General features: G+C 54.4%; 22 protein-coding genes, 5 tRNA genes and 1 other RNA gene. 6 read left to right on the top strand and 22 right to left on the bottom strand.

The genetic code is table 11. The features are described 5' to 3' along the window. Positions 1–68 precede the first annotated feature (68 nt). Positions 69–389 (top strand): iron donor protein CyaY, encoded by a 321-nt coding sequence (cyaY, locus tag MUU47_RS01285; RefSeq protein ID WP_258986289.1) that lies wholly within the window; start codon positions 69–71, stop codon positions 387–389. On the opposite strand, the gene cyaA is transcribed toward cyaY, so the two are convergent. Beyond that, positions 386–2,932: a class I adenylate cyclase gene (gene cyaA / locus MUU47_RS01280; RefSeq protein ID WP_258986288.1), complete on the bottom strand. Its 2,547-nt coding sequence runs from the start codon at positions 2,930–2,932 to the stop codon at positions 386–388. The genes cyaY and cyaA overlap by 4 nt on opposite strands. 340 nt (positions 2,933–3,272) lie before the next feature. On the opposite strand from cyaA, the gene hemC reads away from it, so the two are divergent. The 5 genes from hemC (at position 3,273) to MUU47_RS01255 (ending at position 8,744) form a co-directional block, all read left to right on the top strand. Beyond that, on the top strand, positions 3,273–4,214 hold the full coding sequence (gene hemC / locus MUU47_RS01275) for a hydroxymethylbilane synthase (RefSeq protein ID WP_125353389.1): 942 nt from the start codon (positions 3,273–3,275) through the stop codon (positions 4,212–4,214). Next, complete coding sequence (gene hemD, locus MUU47_RS01270) at positions 4,211–4,951, top strand: uroporphyrinogen-III synthase (RefSeq protein WP_258986287.1); 741 nt, start codon at positions 4,211–4,213, stop codon at positions 4,949–4,951. Before hemC ends, hemD begins: the two co-directional genes overlap by 4 nt. Positions 4,952–4,972: 21 nt before the next feature. After that, positions 4,973–6,163, top strand: coding sequence for a uroporphyrinogen-III C-methyltransferase (gene hemX, locus MUU47_RS01265; RefSeq protein WP_258986286.1), 1,191 nt, complete (start codon positions 4,973–4,975; stop codon positions 6,161–6,163). Between the two features lie 2 nt (positions 6,164–6,165). After that, positions 6,166–7,362 (top strand): protoheme IX biogenesis protein HemY, encoded by a 1,197-nt coding sequence (gene hemY, locus MUU47_RS01260; protein ID WP_258986285.1) that lies wholly within the window; start codon positions 6,166–6,168, stop codon positions 7,360–7,362. Positions 7,363–7,538: 176 nt separating this feature from the next. After that, positions 7,539–8,744, top strand: coding sequence for an MFS transporter (locus MUU47_RS01255; protein WP_258986284.1), 1,206 nt, complete (start codon positions 7,539–7,541; stop codon positions 8,742–8,744). Positions 8,745–9,266: 522 nt separating this feature from the next. Here MUU47_RS01255 and MUU47_RS01250 read toward each other — a convergent pair. The 21 genes from MUU47_RS01250 to trxA form a co-directional block, all read right to left on the bottom strand. Next, positions 9,267–9,396, bottom strand: a non-coding RNA gene (locus tag MUU47_RS01250) — RtT sRNA. 35 nt (positions 9,397–9,431) lie between these two features. Next, a tRNA-Pro gene (locus MUU47_RS01245) sits at positions 9,432–9,508 on the bottom strand. Between the two features lie 68 nt (positions 9,509–9,576). Beyond that, positions 9,577–9,653: transfer RNA gene (locus MUU47_RS01240), tRNA-Pro, on the bottom strand. 48 nt (positions 9,654–9,701) lie between these two features. After that, positions 9,702–9,788: transfer RNA gene (locus tag MUU47_RS01235), tRNA-Leu, on the bottom strand. 23 nt (positions 9,789–9,811) lie between these two features. Next, positions 9,812–9,887, bottom strand: a tRNA-His gene (locus MUU47_RS01230). Between the two features lie 67 nt (positions 9,888–9,954). After that, a tRNA-Arg gene (locus tag MUU47_RS01225) sits at positions 9,955–10,031 on the bottom strand. A 102-nt stretch (positions 10,032–10,133) separates the two neighbouring features. Next, a complete protein-coding gene (gene thrP, locus MUU47_RS01220) occupies positions 10,134–11,519 on the bottom strand; it encodes a bifunctional threonine/serine APC transporter ThrP (RefSeq protein WP_258986283.1) in 1,386 nt (461 codons plus the stop codon). Positions 11,520–11,722: 203 nt separating this feature from the next. Beyond that, entirely contained in the window at positions 11,723–12,463 is a 741-nt protein-coding gene (wecG, locus tag MUU47_RS01215; RefSeq protein ID WP_258986282.1) for a lipopolysaccharide N-acetylmannosaminouronosyltransferase, read from the bottom strand. Between the two features lie 11 nt (positions 12,464–12,474). Further along, a complete protein-coding gene (wzyE, locus tag MUU47_RS01210; RefSeq protein WP_258986281.1) occupies positions 12,475–13,821 on the bottom strand; it encodes an ECA oligosaccharide polymerase in 1,347 nt (448 codons plus the stop codon). After that, positions 13,818–14,897: a TDP-N-acetylfucosamine:lipid II N-acetylfucosaminyltransferase gene (locus MUU47_RS01205; protein WP_258986280.1), complete on the bottom strand. Its 1,080-nt coding sequence runs from the start codon at positions 14,895–14,897 to the stop codon at positions 13,818–13,820. The genes wzyE and MUU47_RS01205 overlap by 4 nt, the downstream gene beginning before the upstream one ends. After that, a complete protein-coding gene (wzxE, locus tag MUU47_RS01200) occupies positions 14,894–16,144 on the bottom strand; it encodes a lipid III flippase WzxE (RefSeq protein WP_258986279.1) in 1,251 nt (416 codons plus the stop codon). The genes MUU47_RS01205 and wzxE overlap by 4 nt, the downstream gene beginning before the upstream one ends. Then, positions 16,144–17,274 carry a dTDP-4-amino-4,6-dideoxygalactose transaminase gene (rffA, locus tag MUU47_RS01195; protein ID WP_258986277.1) on the bottom strand — a complete coding sequence of 377 codons (1,131 nt, stop codon included), beginning with the start codon at positions 17,272–17,274 and terminating at the stop codon, positions 16,144–16,146. The genes wzxE and rffA overlap by 1 nt, the downstream gene beginning before the upstream one ends. A 4-nt stretch (positions 17,275–17,278) precedes the next feature. Then, entirely contained in the window at positions 17,279–17,953 is a 675-nt protein-coding gene (rffC, locus tag MUU47_RS01190) for a dTDP-4-amino-4,6-dideoxy-D-galactose acyltransferase (protein ID WP_258986274.1), read from the bottom strand. Beyond that, entirely contained in the window at positions 17,931–18,812 is an 882-nt protein-coding gene (gene rfbA / locus MUU47_RS01185; RefSeq protein ID WP_258986273.1) for a glucose-1-phosphate thymidylyltransferase RfbA, read from the bottom strand. The genes rffC and rfbA overlap by 23 nt, the downstream gene beginning before the upstream one ends. A gap of 17 nt (positions 18,813–18,829) precedes the next feature. Beyond that, positions 18,830–19,897: a dTDP-glucose 4,6-dehydratase gene (gene rffG / locus MUU47_RS01180; protein ID WP_258986272.1), complete on the bottom strand. Its 1,068-nt coding sequence runs from the start codon at positions 19,895–19,897 to the stop codon at positions 18,830–18,832. Further along, positions 19,894–21,156: a UDP-N-acetyl-D-mannosamine dehydrogenase gene (gene wecC / locus MUU47_RS01175; RefSeq protein ID WP_258986271.1), complete on the bottom strand. Its 1,263-nt coding sequence runs from the start codon at positions 21,154–21,156 to the stop codon at positions 19,894–19,896. The genes rffG and wecC overlap by 4 nt, the downstream gene beginning before the upstream one ends. Next, complete coding sequence (gene wecB / locus MUU47_RS01170) at positions 21,153–22,283, bottom strand: non-hydrolyzing UDP-N-acetylglucosamine 2-epimerase (RefSeq protein ID WP_258986270.1); 1,131 nt, start codon at positions 22,281–22,283, stop codon at positions 21,153–21,155. The genes wecC and wecB overlap by 4 nt, the downstream gene beginning before the upstream one ends. 57 nt (positions 22,284–22,340) lie before the next feature. After that, positions 22,341–23,387: an ECA polysaccharide chain length modulation protein gene (gene wzzE, locus MUU47_RS01165; RefSeq protein ID WP_258986269.1), complete on the bottom strand. Its 1,047-nt coding sequence runs from the start codon at positions 23,385–23,387 to the stop codon at positions 22,341–22,343. A gap of 13 nt (positions 23,388–23,400) precedes the next feature. Further along, on the bottom strand, positions 23,401–24,504 hold the full coding sequence (gene wecA, locus MUU47_RS01160; protein ID WP_258986267.1) for a UDP-N-acetylglucosamine--undecaprenyl-phosphate N-acetylglucosaminephosphotransferase: 1,104 nt from the start codon (positions 24,502–24,504) through the stop codon (positions 23,401–23,403). Positions 24,505–24,725: 221 nt separating this feature from the next. Next, the gene (gene rho, locus MUU47_RS01155; protein WP_049839510.1) at positions 24,726–25,985 is read right to left on the bottom strand and encodes a transcription termination factor Rho; all 1,260 of its coding nucleotides are present in this window, start codon (positions 25,983–25,985) and stop codon (positions 24,726–24,728) included. 330 nt (positions 25,986–26,315) lie between these two features. After that, the gene (trxA, locus tag MUU47_RS01150; protein WP_097164566.1) at positions 26,316–26,645 is read right to left on the bottom strand and encodes a thioredoxin TrxA; all 330 of its coding nucleotides are present in this window, start codon (positions 26,643–26,645) and stop codon (positions 26,316–26,318) included. Positions 26,646–26,703 lie beyond the last annotated feature (58 nt).

Below are 26,703 nucleotides of genomic sequence, written 5' to 3'. Positions count from 1 at the left end.
AGCACCTGACTGCAACCGGAATTGTTTCGCGTTATACTGCCGCCATCATCTGATAATGGAAAAGAACAATGAACGACAGTGAATTTCATCGCCTTGCAGACCAATTGTGGATGACCATCGAAGAGAGCCTCGATGACTGGGATGGCGACAGCGATATCGATTGTGAGATTAACGGCGGCGTGTTGACGCTGAGCTTTGAGAATGGCAGCAAAATCATCGTTAACCGCCAGGAGCCGCTACACCAGGTGTGGCTGGCCACCAAACAGGGCGGCTATCACTTTAGTCTGAAAGACAACGAGTGGGTTTGCGATCGCAGCGGCGAAATCTTCTGGGATTTGCTGGAACAGGCCGCCACGCAGCAAGCGGGCGAGACTGTTAATTTCCGCTAGGAAAAATACTGTTGTAGCAGAGGCGCCGCTGCATCCTGATTGGCGGGTGCGACGGCCGCTATGGCCTGAGTGCGGAACGGGATCACCTGGGTGCGATTGTCGACTTTCACAATCTGGTAGAACTGCGGCAGATTGAAGTTAATAAAGCTTGAGCCGTAGGTAAAGCGGTCGTGCGAGGACGAGTAGAAACGGCTGACGTCACGCACCAATTCTTCTTTACTGCCTTCACAGTGGTGATAGACCTCTGCGCGGTTGCTCTCATCCAGAATGTAGATATTAAAGCCGTTGTCTTCGCTGCTGTCTTCGAAGAAGAACTGAATGATCCCTTCACTGGCGAACCCGTCCACGACCGGCGGCAGTTTCACATGGTTAGTTTCTACCTGGACCGACAGGCCATGCAGCTTGTTGTGAGAAATCGCGCCATAAAACTCGATGGCGTTTTCCAGTTTCTGCACTGACACATTCAGACGTTCAAAGAACAGACCCCAGGTTTGCCCCGCCACGCGCAGCGCTTTAAAGCGCCCGGTTTCCTGACGGGTACTGGAAAGTCGTAGCTCAATACACTCTGATACCAGCTGCTGCACGCGCGTACGGATAAGCCCGCGCAGGTGCTGGCTATAGCAGAACACTTCCACGCTGTCCGGTGGCGCCGCATCCTGATGCATTTTGCCGAGGATAGTTTTCAGCGCTTCGATCATCGCCTGTTCGCCGTTGAAATGCAGGGTTCGCACTTCGTTCCATGAGTTGCGATAAAGCAGATCGACGCTGCCAATCAGGCAATTCTGCTCTTCCCCGAAGCTGAACACGTCCAGCTTACGGAAATCGAAATGCACGACCTGATTACGGAACGCCGCGGTCGGGTCATATTCGAGGTTGACGATAATCGCCAGATGGCGAATTTCGCATGGACTGTAGAGTGCTTTCGGCGTCGGCGCCGGGAGGCGCAGCGGGAAGTGGTGCGACACGTCGGCCACCATTTCCTGCAGTTTCGCCAGGTCGGCAATGCCGTTGCCCTTAATAAACAGGCGGGTGCGTGAGGTTAGCAGGCCGTTAAACCAGGCCCACGCCACCAGCTTATTAAGATAACGGTTATATTCGAGTGGCTGATGACTGACGATCGATTCCATGTTTGGCGCACGGTTGTAGAGATACCAGCCTGTACGGTTGGCGCGACCCGGCGGCACATGGATAAAGGTCAGGTTCGGTTCGGAGAGATCCGGCGAAATTTGCGGGTTAACCAGCGTCACTTTGCCCGGCAGCGCTTCAAACGCCGCGTACAGCTTACGGGTCAGCACGCCGATATCCTGCGGGCTGGCTGAAACGCTGAGGTTGTTGCGGCGTGCGAAACGGATCAGGTTTCGGTAGCTCTGCATCATCGCGTCGAGCAGTTCGTTGTGCGCATCGCGCACTTCGTCAATCTTCCAGTTCGCACGATTGTCGAGCATCGCCAGACGTTCTTCGCTCCAGCCCCAGTCTTTCACCAACTGGCCGACGACTTCACGACGCCAGCCCACACAGGCGCGTTCGCGGCTGAGTTTTTCGCACACTTTCAGGTAGAAGCATCGACGCACCAGATCCAGACGGGTGGCGTCATCAATGGCTTGCAGATAGGTCGTGACGCGTTCGAGCATCATGCAGTAAGGATCAAGCCCAAAGGACACAATCTCGCCGTCGTGCAGGCGCTGCTTAATGTCTTTCGCCAACAGGCGGCTATTGGGATATTCCCAAGAATACGCTTCGAGCAGCAGGGTTTTCAGCACCGCTTTATACGGCGAGTCGATACTCTTATACAGCTGCCACAAGCTGGCCCCGAAGTACTCTTCCGCGGAGAGCGAGCTCAATCCGCCGAGATCCAGCCATTCATTTGGCGTCAGTACACCCTGCGAGTAGAGCTTCATGACGTAATCATCGTAATGCTCTTCTTCTTCGCACGGCACCATATTCCACAGAATACGTTTCCCGGCGAGGCGCACGGCGGTCCGGTAAAATTCGTCGAGCAGCAAGATGTGCTGCGTTGAGCCACAGTCTTCACCCCCGAGGCTGCCGCTTTCATTATGACGGAAGCGGTTTTCGTCTATCAGGAAGAAGCTGACTTCCACGCCAAGCGACGCGGCCCAGCTTTCGAGCAGGCTACATTTACGCTGCAACAGCTGACGTTCTTCGTTATCAAGCCAGGCCTGATGGCAAACCCAGATATCGAGATCGGAAGAACAGCTTTGGCCGACAGAAGAAGTGCTACCCATAGAGTAAACGCCGGTAATCGGCAGTTCACCTTTGGCGGAAACCTGCGGCGGCATACCGCGGTGCAGTTCCAGCTCATCAAGGTAGTGACGTTGAGTTTCATCAGGCGTGTAGAGGCAAATGCCTTTGGGTACGTTACCGTCGAGGTAACCCGGCATTAGCGGATGATGGTAGTGAAGCAATGTCGGCAGAAGACTGTAGACCTGCTGAAAAGCGGGCCCCATGGCAGCAAGCGCGCGATCCACGCGCAATTGATTAATGGCATCCAGTCTCTGTTTCAGTGTCTCAATATAGAGGTACAAGACATATCGCCTGATGTTAAAACCTGGCGTATCGCTAAGGCGATGAACTGCACGGGATACGAAGGTTTTTAGAATTTCAACAAGAACCGCTACCGTCTGTCGCCGAGATGGTGTGTTGGTGCGGGCTAACAAACGGTTTAAAACGTGATCAATTTAACACCTTGCCGTTTGACCGTAAAGAAAGTTGCGCTACTCATAAGTCTAGCACCGATTAACGGCTGTAAATTCTTCAACACGCCGGTAATCGCTCCGTTTGCTCATTTTCAGAAAAACTCGAAAACTAACATCCTTATAGCAACAATGTTAGGATGGCTGGCGGACGATAACGACGGTAACAAGCATGTTAGACAAAGTTTTAAGAATTGCCACACGCCAAAGTCCTCTCGCGCTGTGGCAGGCACATTATGTGAAAGACAGGCTGATGGCGTGCCATCCCGGGCTTCAGGTAGAACTGGTGCCGATGGTGACGCGCGGCGATGTGATCCTCGATACGCCTCTGGCGAAAGTGGGCGGAAAAGGCCTGTTCGTCAAAGAGCTGGAACTTGCGCTACTTGAAGACCGCGCCGATATCGCCGTGCATTCTATGAAGGATGTTCCGGTGGAATTCCCGCCAGGACTCGGTCTGACGACCATCTGCGAGCGGGACGATCCACGCGACGCATTTGTTTCTAACCATTTCGATTCTATCGACGCGTTGCCTGCGGGCAGCGTGGTTGGCACATCAAGTTTACGCCGCCAGTGTCAACTGGCTGCCGATCGCCCAGATCTGGTGATCCGCTCGCTGCGTGGCAACGTTGGCACGCGCCTCGGCAAGCTCGATAACGGCGATTACGATGCCATTATCCTGGCCGTCGCCGGGCTGAAGCGTCTCGGTCTGGAAGACAGAATTCGCGAGGCGTTATCGCCGGAGCAATCTCTGCCCGCCGTGGGTCAGGGCGCCGTGGGTATCGAGTGCCGTCTCGACGACCCTCACACCCGCACATTGCTGGCGCCGCTGAATCACGCGGATACCGCCGTGCGCGTCTGCGCAGAGCGCGCGATGAATACGCGCCTCGAAGGCGGCTGTCAGGTGCCAATTGGCAGCTATGCTGAATTAAGCCACGGTGAAATCTGGCTTCGGGCGCTGGTTGGCGCCCCGGATGGCAGCCGGATGGTACGCGGTGAACGCCGTGGGCCAGCCGAAGACGCCAAAGAGCTGGGGATTTCGCTGGCCGAAGAGCTGCTGAACAACGGCGCACGTGAAATTCTCGCGGAAGTGTATAACGGAGAAGCCCCTGAATGAGCATTCTGGTCACTCGCCCCTCTCCCCAGGGAGAAGAACTTGTCAGCCGCCTGCGCGCGCTGGGGCGAGAGGCCTGGAGCTTTCCGTTAATTGAATTTACCCCCGGCCGCGAATTAGCGCAGCTTGCGGGGCATCTGGCCGCGTTGAACGACGGCGATCTGCTGTTCGCCCTTTCACAACACGCTGTCGAATTTGCCCAGGCTCAGCTTCAGCAGAACGGGCAGCGCTGGCCGCACACGCCACGCTATTTTGCCATCGGGCGAACCACTGGCCTGGCGCTGCACAAAGTCAGCAGCATTGACGTTCGCTACCCGCTCGATCGGGAAGTCAGCGAAGTGTTGCTACAATTACCTGAATTACAAAACGTTGCCGGCAAGAAAGCACTGATTTTACGCGGAAACGGCGGGCGCGAATTGCTCGGCGAAACGCTACAGAGTCGCGGTGCTGAAGTGACTTTTTGTGAATGTTATCAACGCAGTAACCGGCACTATGACGGTGCGGAAGAAGCGATGCGCTGGCAAACGCGCGGCGTGACCCGACTGGTCATCACCAGCGGCGAAATGTTAAAACAGCTCTGGTCGCTGATTCCGCAATGGTATCGAGAGCGTTGGTTGTTAAACTGCGAGGTGCTTGTGGTGAGTGAGCGCCTTGCTGAACAGGCCCGGGAGCTGGGCTGGCGGAATATCAGGGTGGCCGATAGCGCCGACAACGACGCGCTGCTGCGTGCTTTACAATAACTCTCAAAATTGGAAGCCATAATGACGGAACAAAAAGAGAACTCCGCCGTGGTTGAGGAGACCAGGGAGGCCGTGGAACAAACGCCACAGCCGGAGATTGCTGAAAAGAAAAACGCTGAGAAGAAAAACAGCAGCAACAAAGCGCCGTTGGCGCTGAGCGTAGTGGCGATTGCCATCGCTCTGGCCGCAGGCATTGGCCTGTATGGCCTGGTGAAAAAACAAAACACCAATCAGACGACCGCCAGCGATACGCTGGTCAATCAAGTGACTGTCCTGCAAAAAGCACAAGAGTCTCAGAAGAGCGAGCTGGACGGCATCATCAAGCAACAAGCCGATCGCCTGACTGCGGCGAAACAGCAGCAGGATGCTTTGACCAAACAGCTTGATGAACTGCAGCAAAAAGTCGCCACGATTTCCGGCAGCGATGCCAAAACCTGGCAACTCGCGCAGGCTGATTTCCTCGTCAAACTGGCAGGACGTAAATTGTGGAGCGATCAGGACATCACCACCGCAGCGGCACTGCTCAAAAGCGCCGATGCAAGCCTGGCAGACATGAATGACCCAAGCCTGATTACCGCTCGTCGCGCAATCACCGATGATATCGCCAGCCTCTCCGGCGTGGCGCAGGTCGATTACGACGGGATCATTTTGAAGGTCAATCAGCTGTCTAATCAGATCGATAACCTGCGTCTGGCCGATAACACCGACGATGATTCCCCGATGGACGACGACAGCGGTGAGCTTTCCAGCTCGCTGGGTGAATGGCGCGTCAATCTGCAAAAAAGCTGGCAGAACTTTATGGACAGCTTCATCACCATTCGTCGCCGTGATGAAACCGCCGTTCCACTGTTAGCGCCAAATCAGGACGTCTACCTGCGCGAAAATATTCGCTCGCGTCTGCTGGTTGCGGCCCAGGCCGTGCCTCGCCATCAGGAACAAACGTACAAACAGGCACTGGACAACGTTTCCACCTGGGTACGCGCGTACTACGACACTGACGATGCGACCACCAAAGCTTTCCTTGATGAGGTGGATTCGCTGAGCCAGCAAAATATCAATATGGACGTGCCGGAAACGCTGCAAAGCCAGGCGATTCTGGAAAAGCTGATGCAGACCCGCGTGCGTAATCTGCTGGCACAGCCGCCGGTTGCGCAGAGCGCGGCGCCTCAGGCTGATGTCGCGCCCGCCGCCGCTGCACCGCAGGGAGAATAAACATGCTAAAAGTTTTACTGCTCTTTGCGTTGCTGATCGCCGGGATCGTTGTGGGCCCGATCGTTGCAGGCCATCAGGGATACGTCCTGATCCAGACAGACAACTACAACATTGAAACCAGCGTCACCGGTCTGGTGATCATTCTGATCCTGACCATGGTGGTGCTGTTCGCTATCGAATGGTTGCTGCGCCACATTTTCCGCACCGGGGCGCATACCCGTGGCTGGTTTGTTGGCCGTAAACGCCGTCGGGCGCGTAAGCAGACTGAACAAGCGCTGCTCAAGCTGGCAGAAGGTGATTATCAGCAGGTTGAGAAGCTGATGTCGAAGAATGCCGATCACGCTGAACAGCCGGTGGTGAACTACCTGTTAGCCGCAGAAGCCGCGCAGCAGCGTGGGGACGAAATGCGTGCCAATCAGCATCTGGAACGTGCCGCAGAAAGTGCCGGTAACGACCTGATCCCGGTGGAAATCACTCGCGTGCGTATTCAGCTTGCGCGCAATGAAGACCATGCGGCGCGCCACGGCGTAGACCGACTGCTGGAAATCGCGCCGCGCCACCCTGAAGTGCTGCGTCTGGCTGAACAGGCTTATATTCGCACCGGGGCCTGGACTTCGCTGCTGGATATCATTCCGTCGATGGCGAAAGCCAACGTCGGCGATGAAGCGCACCGTGACGCTCTGGAACAGCAGGCCTGGATTGGCCTGATGGATCAGGCGCGTGCCGATCAGGGCAGCGATGGCCTGCGCGAATGGTGGAAAAATCAGAGTCGCAAAACCCGTCAGCGCGTGCCGCTGCAAGTGGCGATGGCAGATCATCTCATCGAATGTGACGACCATGACATGGCCCAACAGATTATTATCGACGGCCTGAAACGCCAGTACGACGATCGACTGCTGCTCCCGGTTCCGCGTCTGAAAACCACCAATCCGGAACAACTGGAAAAAGTACTGCGCCAGCAGATCAAGAGCGTGGGTGACCGCCCTCTGCTGTGGAGTACGCTGGGCCAGTCGCTGATGAAACACGGCGAATGGCAGGAAGCGACCATCGCCTTCCGCGCGGCGTTAAAACAGCGTCCAGACGCGTTTGATTACGCCTGGCTAGCCGATGCCCTCGACAGACTGCATCAGCCGGAAGAAGCGGCCACCATGCGCCGTGATGGACTGTTACTGACGCTGCAGAACAATCCACCTTCCTGAGTCGATTCAGCAAAAAAGGGGCCTTCGGGCCCCTTTCTTTTTTCTTAAGCAACATGCTAAATTCTTTGCTCTTAACCTCTTTCAAGAGCCTGCCAATGTAACGACTTTTCAGCATTCACCGTTTTTCACTCACGCATCTTTTTGCGCGAATAACGTTTTGCTGGAGATCGTTCCACATGAATTCTCTGCTGTTTGCGCTGCTACGCGCATTGCGGGGCCACGTCTGGCTTCGCCTGTTAGCTTTCGCCTTTATTTTATCGTCGTTGGGTAATGGTCTGACGCAGGTCGTCGTTTTCGGTCAGCTGTTGCGCTGGCAGGCCTCACCAACAACGTTAACGCTAGCCTGGCTGCTGGCGACCGTGCCCGGATTTTTGGGCAGCCTGATTGGCGAAAGATTGTGCCGCACATACCCTCCCCTGCGTTTACTCATTTGCTGCGAGTTGCTCGGCCTGTTGGCGTTGATATTGCCCCTTCAGGGTTTACGTCATCACAGTATTCCGCTGCTACTGGCGGTGCAGTCCGTGGAAGCGCTGCTGGCAGGAATGTCGTGGCCCGCGTTAGCGCTGACGTTCAAGCGTGGGTTGAGCGAGCAAGAACTTCCGGCGGCCACCGCAATGGAAAACCTGATATTTGCATCGCAGGTGTTGTTGGGTACGGGAGTGGGCGTGCTGCTGTTTGAGCGAGTCAGTCCGCAGTCGCTATTAATCGTCGATGCCATGAGTTTTCTCGCCGCGTCGTGGCTGCTGTGGCTGACGCTGCAACGCACCGAGATCGCCGCGGACGACAGCAGACCTAAAACACGGACACCACTGCGCTGGACGACCCTCACGCTTTCGCAAAAAAGAAGCCTGCTGTTGCTGCCTTCTCTGGCTGCGGTTGGCGCTCCGGCGATGGCGCTGCTACCTGCGCTGGCGCAACAGATGCATCCCGATGACACTGCCGGGCTGGCACTGCCGCTGCTATTTAGCCGCAGCCTGGGGCAATTGTGCGGGCCTATGTTGCTCAATAGCCGAAAGATGCCGGAATATGTTGAGCGTAACCGCCTGTTGCTGGGTTGTTTGGGGATATTTCTGCTCGCCTACGTCATAATGCCGATGCTGTCGGGATTTACCGCTGCGGCACTGGGAGCCATTTTTATCGCTCACCTGGCGTCAAATGTGGTCTTCGCGTTGGGGACCTTCAGCGTGCTGCACCAGTTCACCGAAGATGACGTTTCCGCCGCCAGCGCGAAAGCCTGGCGCTGGCAAACCCTCAGCGCCACCCTCGCAACGTCTATCACAGTAATACTAACGAGCCAACTAGGCGCTATTTACACGCTGTGGTGTGTTTCATTCTGCGCATTATTGTTGGTGGGCAGCGTCTTATTCCGCTACCGAACGTAACCCATAAAAAAACGCCTGCGCTGAATTCAGGGCAGGCGTTAAAACAGGTCTGTTTGACAACAATTGGTGCTTCACTCAACGTTATGTCCATGGTGTTTGATGAGGCCGAAGCGACATCTGTCGGTGGACGATAAGCACCGTAAACGGCTCTACGTCATTCCTGAGTTTATGAGGCGTAAACGCGAACATAAGAGATGGAATGAGCATCTACGCAGATATTATTACACACGTTATGCCACTCTTGCACCCCTCAATATCAGGGAGTTAGCGCTTTAGGAATAAATGAGATGTCGCCAAACGGAGACGCTGAAATACAGAAAAGGCGATCTAGCATGAAATCAGGGAATTAAATGTCGCCGTCTGGCGACATATTTTCCCACGAGAAAAACCGAGAAGAAAAATATTTTTTAAAGGGCAGAAGAACCGAGCACAGAATAGAAAAATGTCCTTCCCCGGAGCTTCTTCATCCTCTCCGGGCTACAGACGTAAAAAAACCGCTCAAAAGAGCGGTTTTTTCGAATGTGGTCGGCGTGAGAGGATAACTCACCACTGCGTGGTTCGCCCTTCGGGCCGTTGCTAAAGCAACGTTGTCTCGCTACGCTCGGCTCAAACCTCCTTCGGAGGTTCTCATCCTCTGTAAACTACGGATGCAAAAAGACCAACCCGAGGGTTGGTCTTTTCTAAATGTGGTCGGCGAGAGAGGATTCGAACCTCCGACCCACTGGTCCCAAACCAGTTGCGCTACCAAGCTGCGCTACTCGCCGATGTACTGCTTTACGAATATTTGTTCAATTCTTGATAGAAAAAACCCTGCCGTAGCAGGGTTCAAAATTGGTCGGCGAGAGAGGATTCGAACCTCCGACCCACTGGTCCCAAACCAGTTGCGCTACCAAGCTGCGCTACTCGCCGAAATACTGCTTTTTGAATTTTCGTTCAATTCTGTTTAATTCTAAGTTGTGGTGCGAGGGGGGGGACTTGAACCCCCACGTCCTTACGAACACTAACACCTGAAGCTAGCGCGTCTACCAATTCCGCCACCTTCGCATTGCCACTGAACTCAAAATTAATGGGGTGGCTAATGGGATTCGAACCCACGACAACTGGAATCACAATCCAGGGCTCTACCAACTGAGCTATAGCCACCACTGATATTCTTTCACGCGGCCCTGTCATTTACATCACAGACCACCGCAGCTCCGGCACCGGGAAATGGTGCGCCCGACAGGATTCGAACCTGAGACCTCTGCCTCCGGAGGGCAGCGCTCTATCCAGCTGAGCTACGGGCGCTTAGCGCCGTTGCGGGGTCGGATATTACGGACTTCATGCTGTGCTGTCTAGTGTCTTTTTAAAGAAATTTTCCGTTTGGTTATGCTTTGCACGTTTTGTCGCTTATTCCTTCAATTTCTGGGCGCCATCAGCCCGATTGAAGCCTAACACTTTGTAAAGTACCGTCACAATGGCCAGGAAAATAACACCGACAAACAGCGATGTGCGCGTGTCGTCATTAAAGCCCATGCCGACCAGCACACAAATCAGGAATGCCATCGTCAAATAGTTAGTCCACGGGAACAGCACCGAACGGAACGGATGGCTCGCCATCGCCTGCTTGTGCGCCTCACGAAAACGCAGCTGGCTAATCAGGATAACAAACCATGGCACCATACCCGGCAGCACGCTGGCGCTGTAGACGTACACAAACACCTGCTGCGGATTGGGAATGATGTAGTTCAGACAAGATCCAAGCAGCAGCACGACAATCGACACCGCCACGCCCACCACTGGCACACCATTACCCGAGACTTTCGCCATCACCGACGGCAGCTGGCGGTTCTTCGCCAACGCGTACAGCATGCGGCCACAGCTGTACATCCCACTGTTGCAGCCGGAAAGCGCCGCCGTCAGTACCACAAAGTTGATGATGCCCGCCGCCGCTGTGATCCCTACTTTGGCAAAGGTCAGCACGAACGGACTGCCGTTACTGCCAATTTCATTCCACGGAAAAATGGTGACGATAACGAAAATAGCGCCGACGTAGAAAATCAAAATACGCCACAGGACTTTGCCCACCGCGCTGCGCAGGGTGACCTGCGGGTTTTTCGCTTCACCGGCGGTGATGCCAATCAGCTCCACGCCCTGATACGATGCCACCACAATGCACAACGCCGTCAGGAAGCCCTTCCAGCCGCCAGCAAAGAAACCGCCGTGTTCGGTCAGATTACCGAAACCCAGCGCGTGGCCGCCGTTGCCGAAGCCAAAGAAAATCACCCCAAGCCCCACGACGATCATCACGATAATGGTGGTGACTTTGATCATCGCAAACCAGAATTCCAACTCGCCGTACAAACGCACCGCCGCGAGATTCGCTAACCCCACCAGCGCCACGGCGATAAGCGCCGGTATCCACTGCGCCATGTCCGGAAACCAGAACTGGGTGTAAACCCCGATGGCGGTTATCTCTGAAATCCCGACCGCTATCCACATAAACCAGTAAGACCACGCGGTGAGATAACCAAAAAATGGGCTCATGTAACGATGCGCATAAACGGCAAACGAGCCAGTGACCGGTTCGACAAACAACATTTCGCCCATCGAACGCATGATGAAGAACACAAAGAGGCCAGCGATTATGTACGCCAGTAAAACCGAAGGACCCGCCCATTTCAGGGTGCTTGCGGAACCCATAAACAGCCCAACGCCGATGGTGCCGCCCAGAGCAATTAATTCAATATGTCGCGCTTCCAGCCCTCGCTGTAGCACTGGTTCTTTCTCAGCCATAGATCCTCGCGTGTTTGCCGCTTTCCGGTCGTTGCCGGTTATTGTTATGAACAGATGTCATGCCGTGGAATGTCTGGCACCAACAGGCGTGCCGACTTTTAAGGGGGCGAATGGTTGAATAAAAAGGGTGAAATGGCAAATAAAGTATTAGTTATGCGAATGTATTGCACAATTGTTGTGCAATACATTTTTAGAAAGGGAGATCAAAGATTGCCGGTATAGTGCCAGCAAAGGTAGCGCAACAGGCGCAGCTGCCGGCCAATGCGGCTCGGCTGCGACAGCAAACGGTAGAGCCATTCCAGCCCCAGTTTTTGCCATATCTTAGGCGCACGTTTTACATGACCGGTGAAGACGTCATAGGTGCCGCCCACGCCCATATACAGCGCCCCCGGATGAACCAAACGGCAGTCGCGCATCAATATTTCCTGCTTTGGTGAGCCCATCGCCACGGTGATAATCTTCGCTCCGCTGGCCTGAATACGTTCAAACAGTGCCTGGCGTTCTTCCGCTTTGAAATACCCGTCCTGGCTGCCAACAATATTCACGTTCCACTTCTGACGCAGTTTGGCTTCGGTCTGCGCCAGCACTTCCGGCTTGCCACCAATCAGAAATACCGGCGTACCTTCCGCGCCCGCCAGGGCCATCAGCGCTTCCCAGAGGTCAGCTCCGGCAACGCGCGAAACATTAGCCTGCGGATATTTCTTGCGAATCGATCGCACAACGCTGATCCCGTCGGCATATTTAAACTCCGCAGCGTCGATAAGCGTGCGTACCTCGGCATTGTCTTCCGCCGTCAGTACTTTCTCCGCGTTGATCGCCACCAGCGTTCCCTGCCTCATTTGCCCATCGGCATAGAGATAGTCCAGCGCATGCGTCATATCCCGCCAGCCAATCAGCTGCAGGCCGCGCACGGCATAAAGCGGCGCAGCGGTTGAATCCGTCATCTGTTCCCTTATCAAACCAGAGGTTGTGGCAGCGGCCTTGAGCGTTTATGGATAAGCCCGGCACTGTCCAGCAGCCAGTAAAGCAATTTGGCGACCAGCAGGCAGAGCCCGAAAATCACCAGGAAAAAGACCACGCGGGAAACGAATGAGTCGAGTCCTTCGCGGGCCAGCACAATCATGTTGAAGATAGCTCCAAAACAGAAACTGTGCAGAATCGCCGCGTTATAGCGGTTCGTTTCACGGTTGCCCAGCTGATACAGCCAGTCAAACCATTTGATAATCAGCCCTACAACCACCGCACCCAGCGGGATAAACCATGCGCCGCCCATCACCAATAGCGAGCCAATCAGCGTTGGGGAAATCGCCAGCCCGGAATGGTTATCCAGCACTTCCCAGGTAAAGTAGTTGGCGGTATTGAGTACAATGCTCGGCCGGTCATGCCACAGCCAGCTCGGAATGAAGACATAGAAATCGCGGACAATCGGCGCCAGTCCCTGGAAGTCGATTTTGTCGTAGTTCTGCAACAGTAGCGCCAGGTTTTCCCACGGCGAGAAGGTGTCGCGCGTCAGATACAGGAAGGTGTAAAACGCTTCGTCGCCGCTAACGTTCATCCCATAGCGTTTCAATGCCAGCCAGAACATGCCGACAATCCCTAACACGCCCGCCGCCGCCAGCATCCACAGCGAAATCCAGCCGCGAATAATACCGATGAACAGGAAGATAGCAAAGGCGATGATGATATTGGCGCGCGTGCCGCCGACGATCACGTAGGTCAGCAGACCAAACGCCACGGTACTGACGAGGAAGAAGATCCACGCTTTGCTGTCCTGACGCAGGAAATAGACGACCAGCATCGCCGGGATGAAGAAGTAGAAGAAGCGCTTGAGCGCCACGCCGGAGACTTCGCTGGAGAAAATCTGGCTGTAGGAGTGCAGCTTGAACAGCAGGAAACCGTTGTGCGCGAAGAATACACCGACGCTCAACAATGCAATCAGCGCCAGCAGCATCCACGCCAGATGGGTTTCCACCCGGTTCATGGTGAACAGCGGGCGACGTTCCTTCTGAACGCGCGCCGCACGCAGGCGCGTTTTGTACGCCACGTAGTAAATCGCGTAAAAACAGGCCGCCGACAGCAGCGCCTGCAGCAGAATTTCAGGCGGCGCGACACCGACGTCAAAACGAAACACCAGCGTCATCGACAGCGGGAAGCCGAAGAAAAACGTCAGTAAAAACAGCATTGAGAAGAAGACGTTAAAGTTAAAGCGCACCCGACGAAACTCAAAGTACGTCAGCGTGGCGATAAACAGTGATGAAAACAGCCAGACCACAAACAGGCCGGTAAACTGCATCAGGCTCATTGCGCCTCTCCTGCTGCAATCTGCAGCGCGCGATGCCACGGTTCCAGATAGTTTGGACGGAAAAAGGCTATCTGTGTTTTATCGACACTCGCCAGTTGTCGTTGCGCTTCACGCACCACGGCGACGTCAAGTGTATCGGTGGTGAACAGTACTGGAATGTGCTGCTCGGCCATATCTTCCCAAAACGGGTTATCCCGGTTCAGCACACACGGGATCCCCGCCTGAATCAGCAAACATAGCGTGCCAATCCCCTGCTGGCGTGGGAACAGGAAGTAGCCCAGGTCGCAGCGGCGAAGCAGGGCCAGATAATCGTCAAACGCCAGCTTTTCGCCGAGGATCTGCAAGTGTTCCGCACTGAATAGCGCTTCACCTGCCGCGCGCACTTCGCGAATGTATTCATCGTTATTGGCCGGGTAGCCCATCGGCAGTACCACATTAACGGTGTCACCAAGCTGCTGATGAATAGCCTTCAGCGCCGCGATGTGGTCGTTGCTGCGATCGCCAGAATTACCGACGAGTATCGTCAGCGTTTGCGCTTCGTGACGCTCAGTTTCCATATCGTTCAATGACGAATCCATGCGCGTCGGGAAATACAACAATTCACCTTGTATCCGCGGATGCGCTTTCGCGAAGGTATTCAAATCGCCTCGCGTGGCGAAAACACAGCCCACGCGCCCCTGCGCCATGCGTCGAAGCGGATAAAAGAGACGAAATTTCAGGCCCCGGGAGACCTCATACAGGTCAGCACCCCAGATATGCCAGTTAAACTGCGCGGGCTTGATACCGCCGAACAACAATGCCAGCCAAAGGCCTGTGTTGAACTGTCCGTGGAAGAAAAAATGCTGTGAACGGTCGGCTTTCGCTTTCTCGACAACCGCGGTAGCCAACGCTTTCTTGTCAGCATAAAAACGCAGCGAGAGGTTCGGGCCTGCGGCTTGTAGCGCGCTTTCATTGCCCACCACCATAAATTCACGGGCGTGCTCGCAGCCGTCCGCCAGTTCTTCACTGAAAAACCGCAGAACGGTTTGATTATGGTGCGGGATATCCGATCCCAGTATGTGTATCAGTACAGTCATGCCCGTTTACGCCAAATTAAAAATACGCTGCTGCACAGCGCAAAATAAACGATATAGGTCGCCATATAGGCTTGCGCCGCGCCGAGTGCGCCATGAGCGGGGATCAGCCAATGCGAAAATGCGGTCAGCAACGTGAACTGGCTAATTTCCGTCAGTACGTAGAACCGCAGCGACGCTTTGGCGATCACCAGGTAGCCGTACACATAAGCGCCCACTTTCAGCACATCGCCGACTAGCTGCCACGCGAAGAGATCACGCATTGCGGTAAACTTCGCAGAGAACAGCAGCCAGATAGCAAAATCACGCAGCAGCCAGACGGTGAAACTCGCCGCAGCTACCGCCGGTAGTACGAATTTCAGCGATTTCACGATTTCACGCGTGATGTCTGATTTCTCGGTCAGCCGCGAAAGCGTTGGCAGCAAATAGACGCTGAATGAGGCGGTAATAAACTGCAGGTAGGCGTCGGAAATGCTGCTGACGCCCTGCCAGATCCCCACTTCATCCCAGCTGTAATGTGCAGCCAGCAAGTTTCGCATCATCACATATGCCACTGGCAACGTCACCGATGTGATCAACGCCATTACCGTGAATTTGCCCAACTGCCCGGCATAAAACGCATCCCACCGTGGTTTCAGCCAGGCAAACGGAATCGATCTGCGCTTCGCCATCATTACTGCGGCTGGCAGTACGACCAGCGCAGGAACTAAGGCGATACCCAACAACGCGCCTTCATAGCCGCCGAAATGCCAGCTAAGAAAATACGCGGCCACACCAATTAAGCTACCGGCAATGAGAGCCAGTGCGTTTCCGGATGCATCGCGAAAGCCTTTGAGCAGCGCCAGCAGCAGGTTGGCCCACGCAATGCCCATCTGGACCAGCGCCACCAGCCGCACTAACCCTTGATAATGGGTATGCCCGAACAGCCCCTGGCTGATAGGCGCAGCGGCAACAACAAAGATGATGGCCAACAGCGTGGAGAAACCCAACACCATCGCTGACGAGGTGCCGACCACTTTGCGCAGATGGTCGGGGTCATCGTGATACTGTGCGACATACTTAGTGACGCCGTTGAAAATCCCTGCGCCGGCGAGCACGCCGAGCACCGTCACCAATTGGCGGAAGTTACCCGCCTGGCCTACACCAGACGGGCCATAGGTCACGGCCAGCAGTTTGACCACCAGCAGACCCGCACCAATTTTGACCAGCGTGCTGGCCGCAGTCCAGACTGACGCTTTTGCCAGCGACATCAGGCGAAGAAGCTAAGTAGAGAGTTAATCACCGTGCGCTGATTCACCGATGCCAGATTGTAGAACAGCGGCAGGCGGAGCAAACGCTCACTTTCCTGCGTGGTGAAGCGGTCTTCGCCGTGGAACTCGCCAAACGCTTCACCAGCCGGGGATGAGTGCAGCGGAATGTAGTGGAACACCGCCAGGATCTCGGCCTCTTTCAGCCAGGCAATCAGCTTGCCGCGATCGGCTTCATCACGCAGCTTGATATAAAACATGTGCGCGTTATGCACGCAGTCGGCTGGAATCGTCGGCAGCTCAATACGGCCGGCGTCAGCCAGCGGTTTCAGCGCATCGTGATAGGTTTGCCACAGGCTAAGGCGTTGCTGGTTAATACGATCTGCCGCTTCCAGTTGCGCCCACAGATACGCCGCCTGCAAATCGGCCATCAGGTAACTTGAACCGATATCGCGCCAGGTGTATTTGTCGACCTGCCCGCGGAAGAACTGACTGCGATTGGTACCTTTCTCGCGAATGACTTCAGCACGCTCAATCAGTGTACGATCGTTGATAAGCGTCGCGCCGCCTTCGCCACCGGCGGTGTAGTTTTTGGTTTCATGGAAGCTAAAGCAACCGATATGCCCGATGGTGCCCAGCGCGCGGCCTTTGTAAGTCGACATCACGCCCTGGGCGGCATCTTCCACCACGAACAGGTTATGCTTTTTGGCGAGCGCCATGATGGTGTCCATTTCACAGGCTACGCCCGCATAATGCACCGGCACGATGACTCGGGTTTTCTCGGTGATCGCCGCTTCAATCAGCGTTTCGTCAATGTTCATGGTGTCGCGACGCACGTCGACAAAGATGATTTTTGCGCCGCGCAGCACAAAGGCGTTAGCCGTGGACACGAAGGTGTAACTCGGCATAATGACTTCATCGCCGGGCTGGATATCCAGCAGCAGGGCCGCCATTTCCAGCGACGCAGTGCAGGATGGGGTTAACAGCACTTTGGCACTGTCGAAACGCTGCTCCATCCACTGCTGGCAGCGACGGGTAAAGCCACCATCGCCGCACAGTTTGCCGCTGCCCATGGCCGACTGCATGTAATCGAGTTCAGTACCTACAACCGGCGGTGCGTTAAAAGGAATCATCGTGTCACCTGTATAGCCAATAGGCGGTACTTTCGGGGACAGCACCGCTTTGAATGTAACGTTTAAGTGCCGCGATATTGCCCATTTGGGTCGCTACCCACAGCGTATTCAGTTGGCGCGCATGCGCCCAATGCACAGCAGCCTGCATGAGAATGTCACCTGCCCCGCGCCCTGCCAGCAGCCCAATCCGGGCCTCGCTGCCATTCAACTGACGTAGAGAAACAAAGGCGCGGATAGCCGCGTTCTCATCGCGGAAAACCAGGCATTGATGATCGAACGTGCCACGCACTGCATTTTCAATCCACTGCGCGTAAAAGCGGCCACTGGCGTCGTCGGCGTACCAGGGCGCTCGAAAGCGGCTCTGCGCAAACGCCTGTGCGGCTAGCTTTCGCAGCTGGGGAATGTCGTTTTCAGTGGCAATCTCAGCCTGCGGGTCAACGCTATCCGTCACCGTTAGCCGGAAATCAATTTCACCTTCCACCAGCTGAAAACCGAGCGCTTGCAACGCATCGAGCCAGTCGGTGCGTTGCGCCGGGATTTTCGCCTGCACGCGTGACCAGTTCGCCAGTTCTTCGGCGTGAAGTTCCGGCGCATCATCACTCATGCGAACAATGGCGCTGCTGATACCAAAGAACTGTGTTTCCCAGTGAAGGGGATCAATACTGGCGCGGACGGGCACGAAGCAGCTCCAGCAGGTACTGGCCGTAGCCGGTTTTGGCTAACTGATTGGCCGCGCGTTTTACGCCGTAATCATCCAACCAGCCGTTGCGCCAGGCAATCTCTTCCAGGCAGGCAATTTTGAATCCCTGACGTTTTTCGACGGTTTGCACGAACATGCTGGCCTCAATCAGGCTGTCGTGAGTACCTGTATCCAGCCACGCAAATCCACGTCCGAGCAGCTCCACGGTTAGCTTACCGTCATCGAGATACATTTGGTTAATGGAGGTAATTTCCAGCTCACCGCGCTCTGAAGGTTTCACGCGTTTGGCGTACTCCACAACGTTGTGGTCATAGAAATAGAGGCCGGTGACCGCCCAGTTAGACTTGGGCTCTTTGGGCTTTTCCTCCAGCGAGATTGCGCGGAAATTGTCATCGAATTCAACCACACCGAAACGCTCGGGATCCATCACCTGATAGCCAAAGACGGTTGCGCCTTCGGTACGCGCGGCAACGCTACGCAATTTCGGGCTGAAGCCCTGGCCGAAGAAGATGTTATCGCCCAGCACCAGGCACGAAGGTTCCCCGTTCAGGAACGTTTCACCGATGATAAACGCCTGAGCCAGACCATCAGGACTTGGCTGCTCGGCATAATGCAGCTCGATACCAAATTCAGACCCATCACCCAACAGACGCTGGAAGTAGCTTATATCTTCAGGTGTGGTGATGATCAGAATCTCACGGATCCCTGCCAGCATGAGCACTGACAGGGGGTAGTAGATCATCGGTTTGTCGTAAATGGGCAGCAGCTGTTTGGAAACACCGCGGGTGATAGGATGCAATCGGGTGCCAGAACCGCCGGCCAGAATAATGCCTTTCATATGTCCTCCCGGGAGAGTTAGCCTTTCAGGCCGAGACGTTCGCCCTGATAACTGCCATCCAGAACCTGTTGCCACCAGGCCTGATTCGCAAGGTACCATTGGACCGTTTTGCGCATTCCGGTTTCAAATGTCTCTTGCGGCGTCCATCCCAGTTCGCGTTCAATTTTTGCCGCATCGATGGCGTAACGCTCGTCATGCCCGGGTCTGTCGGTCACGTAGGTGATCAAATCCTGATACCTGGCCACGCCTTCAGGCTTTTGCGGTACCAGCTCTTCAAGCAGTGCACAGACGGTGCGAACCACATCAATATTCTGACGTTCGTTATGGCCACCGATATTGTAAGTCTCGCCCACGACACCGGTAGTCACCACGCGGTACAGCGCGCGGGCGTGATCTTCCACATAAAGCCAATCGCGCACCTGCTGTCCATTGCCATAAACCGGCAGCGTCTTGCCCGCCAGTGCATTCAAAATCGTCAGCGGGATAAGCTTTTCCGGGAAGTGATAGGGCCCGTAGTTATTCGAGCAGTTGGTGACCAGCGTTGGCAGACCATAAGTTCGCAGCCATGCACGCACCAAATGATCGCTACCTGCTTTCGACGCTGAATAAGGGCTGCTTGGCGCATACGGCGTGGTTTCTGTGAAGAAATCATCGCTGCCGTGCAGGTCGCCATACACTTCATCGGTGGAGATATGATGGAAACGGAACGCCGATTTTTTATCGTCTGCCAGGGTATTCCACCAGCCGCGCGCCGCTTCTAATAGGGTATAGGTGCCAAGTATGTTGGTTTCGATGAACGCCGCAGGACCGTCAATGGAACGATCGACATGGCTCTCTGCCGCCAGGTGCATGACCAGATCGGGCTGATGGCGGGCAAAAACATCGTCCAACGCCTGGCGGTCACAGATATCGACCTGCTCAAAGGCGAAACGTTCGCTTTGAGATACGGGGGCAAGCGAAGCAAGATTTCCGGCGTAGGTCAGCTTATCAACTACCACAACGCTGTCGGTGGTTTCACTGATGATATAACGCGCCACGGCCGAGCCAATAAAGCCCGCGCCGCCGGTCACCAGAATCTTTTTCAACGCCACACTCCTTTGGTGTCCACCACAAACGTCTGCTTGATGCTGTCGCCGTTAACGGCCTTGAACTGTTTGTGATCGACCAGCATCACCAGCACGTCGGCATCATGCAGGGCATCATCCAAAGAAACCAGCGTGGCTTTATCGGTGAGTTTTTTCGGCAGTTGATGAACATTGGGCTCTACCACCAAAGTTTCACCGCTGTGCCAGTCAGCAATCAGCGTCGCGATTTCCATCGCCGGGCTTTCACGCAGATCGTCGATATTCGGTTTGAATGCCAGCCCGAAACAGGCAATTTTGACGTCACTGGCACGCTTATCGCTGGCGGCCAGGCAATCGGCGACCATGGCTTTCACCTGATTCATAACCCAATGCGGTTTGTGGTCGTTCACTTCACGCGCAGTGCGAATCAATCTCGCATGCTGCGGGTTCTGCGCCACGATAAACCACGGGTCAACGGCGATACAGTGTCCGCCCACTCCCGGTCCCGGCTGGAGAATGTTAACGCGCGGATGACGATTCGCGAGGCGAATCAGCTCCCAGACGTTGATCCCCTGATCGGCACAAATCAGCGACAGTTCGTTGGCAAACGCGATATTTACGTCGCGAAAACTGTTTTCCGTGAGTTTACACATTTCCGCTGTACGCGCGTTGGTTACCACACATTCCCCTTCGAGGAAGATGTTGTAGAGCTCGCTTGCTCTCGTAGAGCAGATGGGGGTCATGCCGCCAATCACGCGATCATTTTTAATGAGTTCGACCATCACCTGGCCCGGCAGCACACGCTCCGGGCAGTAGGCGATATTCACATCAGCCAGTTCGCCTGCCTGCTGGGGGAAGCTCAAGTCCGGACGCATTTCTGCCAGCCACTCGGCCACCTGTTCCGTCGCGCCCACCGGAGAGGTGGACTCGAGGATCACCAACGCGCCCTTCTTGAGCACCGCCGCAATGAAGCGTGCAGCCGATTCGACAAACGCCATGTCAGGCTCATGCTCGCCTTTAAACGGCGTAGGCACGGCAATCAGGTAGGCATCGGCTTCAACCGGCGTCGTGCTAGCGCGCAGGTAGCCACCTTCGACCGCCGTTTTGACAACCTGACCAAGATCGGGTTCAACGATATGGATTTCACCGCGGTTGATGGTGTCTACCGCGTGCTGATTGATATCCACACCCACCACCTGTTTCTGGCGTGAGGCAAATGCCGCTGCCGTTGGCAGTCCGATGTAGCCAAGGCCAATGACAGAGATGGTCGAAAAACTCATAGTGTTTCCTGATTTTTTTTGAGTGCTGACAAAATTCGACTACAGGCCTGACCGTCACCATAAGGGTTATGGGCCCGGCTCATTGCCTGATACTCCTTCTCGTCACGCAGCAATCGCGTAACTTCATTCACTATGTTCTGACGATCAGTACCCACCAGACGGACGGTTCCAGCATCTACGGCTTCTGGGCGCTCAGTGGTATCGCGCATCACCAGTACCGGTTTACCCAGCGACGGTGCTTCTTCCTGAATCCCGCCGGAGTCAGTGAGGATCAACCATGCGCGATTCATCAGCCAGACGAACGGCAGGTAGTCCTGCGGTTCAATCAGAAAGACGTTGTCCACATGGCCAAGAATGCGGTTAACCGGCTCGCTCACGTTCGGGTTGAGATGAACCGGATAAACAACCTGAACGTCCGGGTTTTCTGCGGCCACTTCTGCCAGCGCCTGGCAAATCTGCTCAAAGCCCTGACCGAAACTTTCACGACGATGGCCCGTGACCAGGATAAGCTTTTTGTCGTTGTCTAAGAATGGATAACGGCCAGACAATTCGTTGCGTAAGGACTCATCAGCCAGCACGCGGTCACGCACCCAGTAGAGCGCATCAATCACAGTATTGCCCGTCACGACGATGCCCTGCCCGGAAATGTTCTCACGCAGCAGGTTCTGACGGGAATTCTCCGTCGGCGCGAAATGGTACATCGCCAGATGGCCCGTCATAGTGCGGTTGGCTTCTTCCGGCCACGGGGAATAGAGATCACCCGTGCGCAGGCCAGCCTCAACGTGCCCGACCGGGATACGCTGATAAAATGCGGCCAGACTCGCGGCCATGGTCGTTGTGGTATCACCGTGCACCAGTACAACATCAGGTTTGAAGGATTCCAGTACCGGTTTTAGGCCCTGCAGAATCCGGCAGGTGATTTCCGTCAGTCCCTGCCCAGGGCTCATCACGTTGAGATCGTAATCAGGAACGATGGAAAACAGTTTCAGCACCTGATCCAACATTTCCCGATGCTGTGCCGTGACGCAGACTTTGGCCTCAAAATGCGGGTCATTTGCCAATGCATGGACCAACGGCGCCATTTTAATCGCCTCTGGGCGTGTGCCAAATACGGTTAATACTTTCACATCAATTCTCTTTGAATAGGTAGCGACGGCATAATCCGCCTCGCCACGAAGTACATGTTACTGTGTGCGACGACGCACCAACGCGATGCCCGCGCCAATCAGCGCACCGACAATACCCCACATTACCATCAGAAAGACGCGGCGCGGACTGTCGCGTTTTACCGGCTCTTCCGGCGTCCGTAAATAACGGTAGGTCTGAAAACGAGGGTCGAGAGTTGGGCCAACATTGAGCGTGGTCAGCATCGCACGATTCTGGTCGTAGTCGAGATCAAAATCAGGACCAACAGATTGTAGATTTTCGAGTCTTGCCTGCAGCATTGGGCGACCGAGCAGGAAAAGTTCGGAGTCAGGCAACTGCTCCGCCGGAACATCCGTTTCGCTGCGGGAAATGTTGTTCTGCTGCGCCACTTTCAATGCTTGCTGAACGCTGTGAATATTGCGATCGAAAATAGACTGAGCCACCTCTTCCTGGCGCTTAACCTGCGCCTTCATCTGGATGGTACGTGCCGCCCACGCGCCTTTCAGTTCATCATTCAGGTGACCTGCAGCCCGCTGGCTGGCAAAGGCCACATACTGGCGCAGCAGATTATTAGCATCCGGGGCCGTTTCTGCCACCAGCTTGATGCTGTCGTTCACGCTTTTCAGTGGGTCACCCGGCATGAACTGTATATCGTTAATTAAGTCGTCCAACAGTGCGGCATCGGCACGCGCATTTCCTGACTGACGTTGCTTGTAGTAGTCCGTTTGCGACCAGAATTCACGGCGGGTATCCCATGACGCCAGCTGCATGATGAACTCTTTGTACGATTCATCCATAGCAGAAGGCTGATCGGGGCTCGCCAGATTCGCCTTGATATCCAGATTGCGTAAAAACTGTTGCTGGGAATAATAGCCCCCCAGCATGTTGACCGTCGGCCGATCTGTGATAGCGGTAGCGCTCCACTCCTGCCGGGCAAAGAAGGTATAGACAAGCACAATCAGAACAAACAAAAAGGCAATGCCGATAATCCAGCGTTTTCCTGCCCATAGCGTACAAAACAGACCGCGAATATCCAGCTCATTTTCAGCGCTCACTGAGTTTGCTACCGGTAATTGTTGTGTCATCTCTTTTCCAGATTCATTTGGTTAAATGGTGTGTTTTATCGCTATGCCGGCGAATTCGCCGCTTCACTCTTTTGATGAAGCGCACCACTTTCCATGCGCGTTTTATGCAGTAACCGTACATAAAAAAGGCAAGTACAAACAGGAGTAACATGCCCCATTCTGGGATAATTCGCGTGTATTCGCCAACTACCCCAACGACCGCTAGCAGCGCAGCAGCGAGAGTAATCAGCACAAAAGCCTGTCGGGAGGTAAAACCGGCCCGCATGATCAGGTGATGAATGTGCTGCCTGTCGGCGGAGAAGGGACTCATTCCTTTGCGTAAACGACGGAACATAATGGCAACCATGTCCATCAACGGAATAGCAATAATCCACAGCGCGGTAACCGGGCTTATCGGATGGGTTTTCCCCTGGGTCGTTTCCAGTAATATCCAGATGACAGTGAAACCGATCAACGTGCTGCCCGCGTCTCCCATGAAGACCTTATACCGACGTCCAAGCAGCCCCAGATTCAACAGAACGTAAGGGAGGATCGCCGCAATCATCGCGAAACACCACATGGCGAGGCTGTACTGGCCATCCAACCACAGGATTATCCCCATTGCGCCAAAGGAAACGCTTGAAAGCCCCCCCAGCAGGCCGTCGATACCATCAACCATGTTGAAGGCATTGATAGCGGCCCAGACTGCAAACAGGGTAAGGAAGTAGCCGAACGGACCGAGAACAAGCTCCCAGGAACCAAAGATGTAGCCCAGACTGCTCAGGTATAAGCTCCCCTGTATCATCATCAGAACCGCAACGATGGCCTGAACCATTGCGCGAAACTTCACGCTGATGTCATAGCGATCGTCCAGCGCACCAACCGCCACCAGTACAGCAGCGCAGCTCAGATACAACTTAGCGTGGGGAATGTAGTAATCGACCAGACCGAAGGCAAAACACACTCCTGCAAACACAGAAATTCCGCCGACCAGAGGGATCATCCCCTGGTGACGTTTACGGAAATTGGGTTTATCCACTAAACCCACCTTTTTAGCTGCCTTGCGCGCGAAAAAAAGGAATAAGGTTGTGAACAAAAAAATACTGATCAGATCAGCGCATGCTGTCAGTAAATTCACAATGCGTGCTCTCTGGGAAAATTATTACCGAAAGTATACTCATGATAGCCGTTCGCCTGAAGAGGAATACGACTGAGTTTTAAGGGATTTGTTGGTATTTTGCGCAAAATATTGCGGCCTCAATTAAAAACTCGCAAATTTGACCATTCCGCTAACTCAATGAGTATGCACTAAAACAAAAACGCCACGCGGTTGCGTGGCGTTTTTAAGTCTTGCGAAACTTACGAACGCTTCATCATATCGAAGAAATCGTCGTTTGTTTTGGTCATCGCCAGCTTATTAATGAGGAACTCCATCGCGTCGATTTCACCCATTGGATGGATGATTTTGCGCAGGATCCACATTTTCTGCAGCTCTTCCTGAGTGGTGAGCAGCTCTTCTTTACGCGTACCAGAACGGTTGTAGTCGATAGCAGGGAACACACGTTTCTCAGCGATTTTACGCGCCAGATGCAGTTCCATGTTGCCGGTACCTTTAAATTCTTCGTAGATAACTTCATCCATTTTAGAACCGGTATCAACCAGCGCGGTAGCGATGATAGTCAGACTACCACCCTCTTCCACGTTACGCGCAGCACCGAAGAAGCGTTTCGGACGGTGCAGTGCGTTCGCATCCACACCACCGGTCAGGACTTTACCGGAAGCCGGTACGACGGTGTTGTAGGCACGAGCCAGACGAGTGATTGAATCGAGCAGAATGATAACGTCTTTCTTGTGCTCGACCAGGCGCTTAGCCTTCTCAATAACCATCTCAGCAACCTGAACGTGACGAGAGGCTGGCTCATCAAAGGTAGAAGCAACAACTTCACCTTTAACCAGACGCTGCATCTCGGTCACTTCTTCCGGACGTTCGTCGATAAGCAGAACCATCAACACGCAGTCTGGGTGATTGTACGCGATGCTTTGCGCGATGTTCTGCAGCAGCATAGTTTTACCGGCTTTCGGCGGTGCGACAATCAGACCACGCTGGCCACGACCGATCGGCGATGCCAGATCCAGTACGCGAGCGGTTAAGTCTTCAGTTGAGCCATTCCCACGTTCCATACGCAGACGAGAATTCGCATGCAGCGGCGTTAAGTTCTCGAACAGAATTTTGTTACGCGCATTTTCCGGCTTGTCGTAGTTAACTTCGTTAACTTTCAACAATGCAAAGTAACGCTCACCCTCTTTAGGAGGACGAATCTTACCGGAAATGGTGTCACCTGTACGGAGGTTGAAACGGCGGATTTGGCTGGGGGAAACGTAGATGTCATCGGGACCGGCGAGGTAGGAGCTGTCTGCGGAACGGAGGAAACCAAATCCATCCTGCAGAATCTCCAGCACACCGTCGCCAAAGATATCTTCGCCACTCTTCGCGTGCTGCTTCAGGATGGCAAATATGATGTCCTGTTTGCGCATACGGGCTTGGTTTTCCAGCCCCATATTTTCGCCGAGAGTAATCAGCTCAGAAACCGGCGTATTCTTTAATTCGGTAAGATTCATAGTGGTGTGAGGGGTAAATCTCGAACGTATTGTGAATGGTATGGCAGGGTCATCCATGCCTGTTTACGGCCATCAACTCATGCCTGTACGCTGCCTGGTCAAAGGAAAGGACGCAGAACTGAAACGACGAGACGGAAAGAGTGATCTGCCTGAAATCTATCAACTTCACGCGTATAAAGATGTGGTACGGGAAGTATTGGCTAAATCAGATTCAAACTACATAAGGTATGTTTAAAACGAAGTCAACGTTAACTTAGCACGACTCAGGGCGGGCGTCCAGCGGTCCCGACATTTTCGGAACAGCGGACGCCACATCAACCCAGTGCTGGATCAGGCGAGGTTTGCTTCGAGGAATTCTTTCAGCTGGCCTTTAGACAACGCGCCCACTTTGGTCGCGGCGACTTCACCGTTTTTGAACAGCAGCAGAGTCGGGATACCGCGAATGCCGTATTTCGGCGCAGTGCCCGGGTTCTGGTCGATGTTCAGTTTTGCAACGGTCAGCTTACCTTCGAACTCTTCAGCGATTTCATCCAGAATCGGGGCAATCATTTTGCACGGACCACACCACTCTGCCCAGAAATCAACGAGGGTAACCCCGTCAGCTTTGAGTACGTCCGTGTCAAAACTATCGTCAGTCAGGTGAATAATTTTATCGCTCATATATGACTCCACAGGAATAAGCCTGGTGTGTTGGTGTAGCATTAATCAACTAGCAACG

It is taken from the genome of Scandinavium hiltneri, assembly GCF_024764835.1.
In the GTDB taxonomy this organism is placed as follows: domain Bacteria; phylum Pseudomonadota; class Gammaproteobacteria; order Enterobacterales; family Enterobacteriaceae; genus Scandinavium; species Scandinavium hiltneri.
The sequence above is the reverse complement of the archived record's forward strand: the minus strand, read 5'-3'. Positions and strand labels throughout refer to the sequence as shown.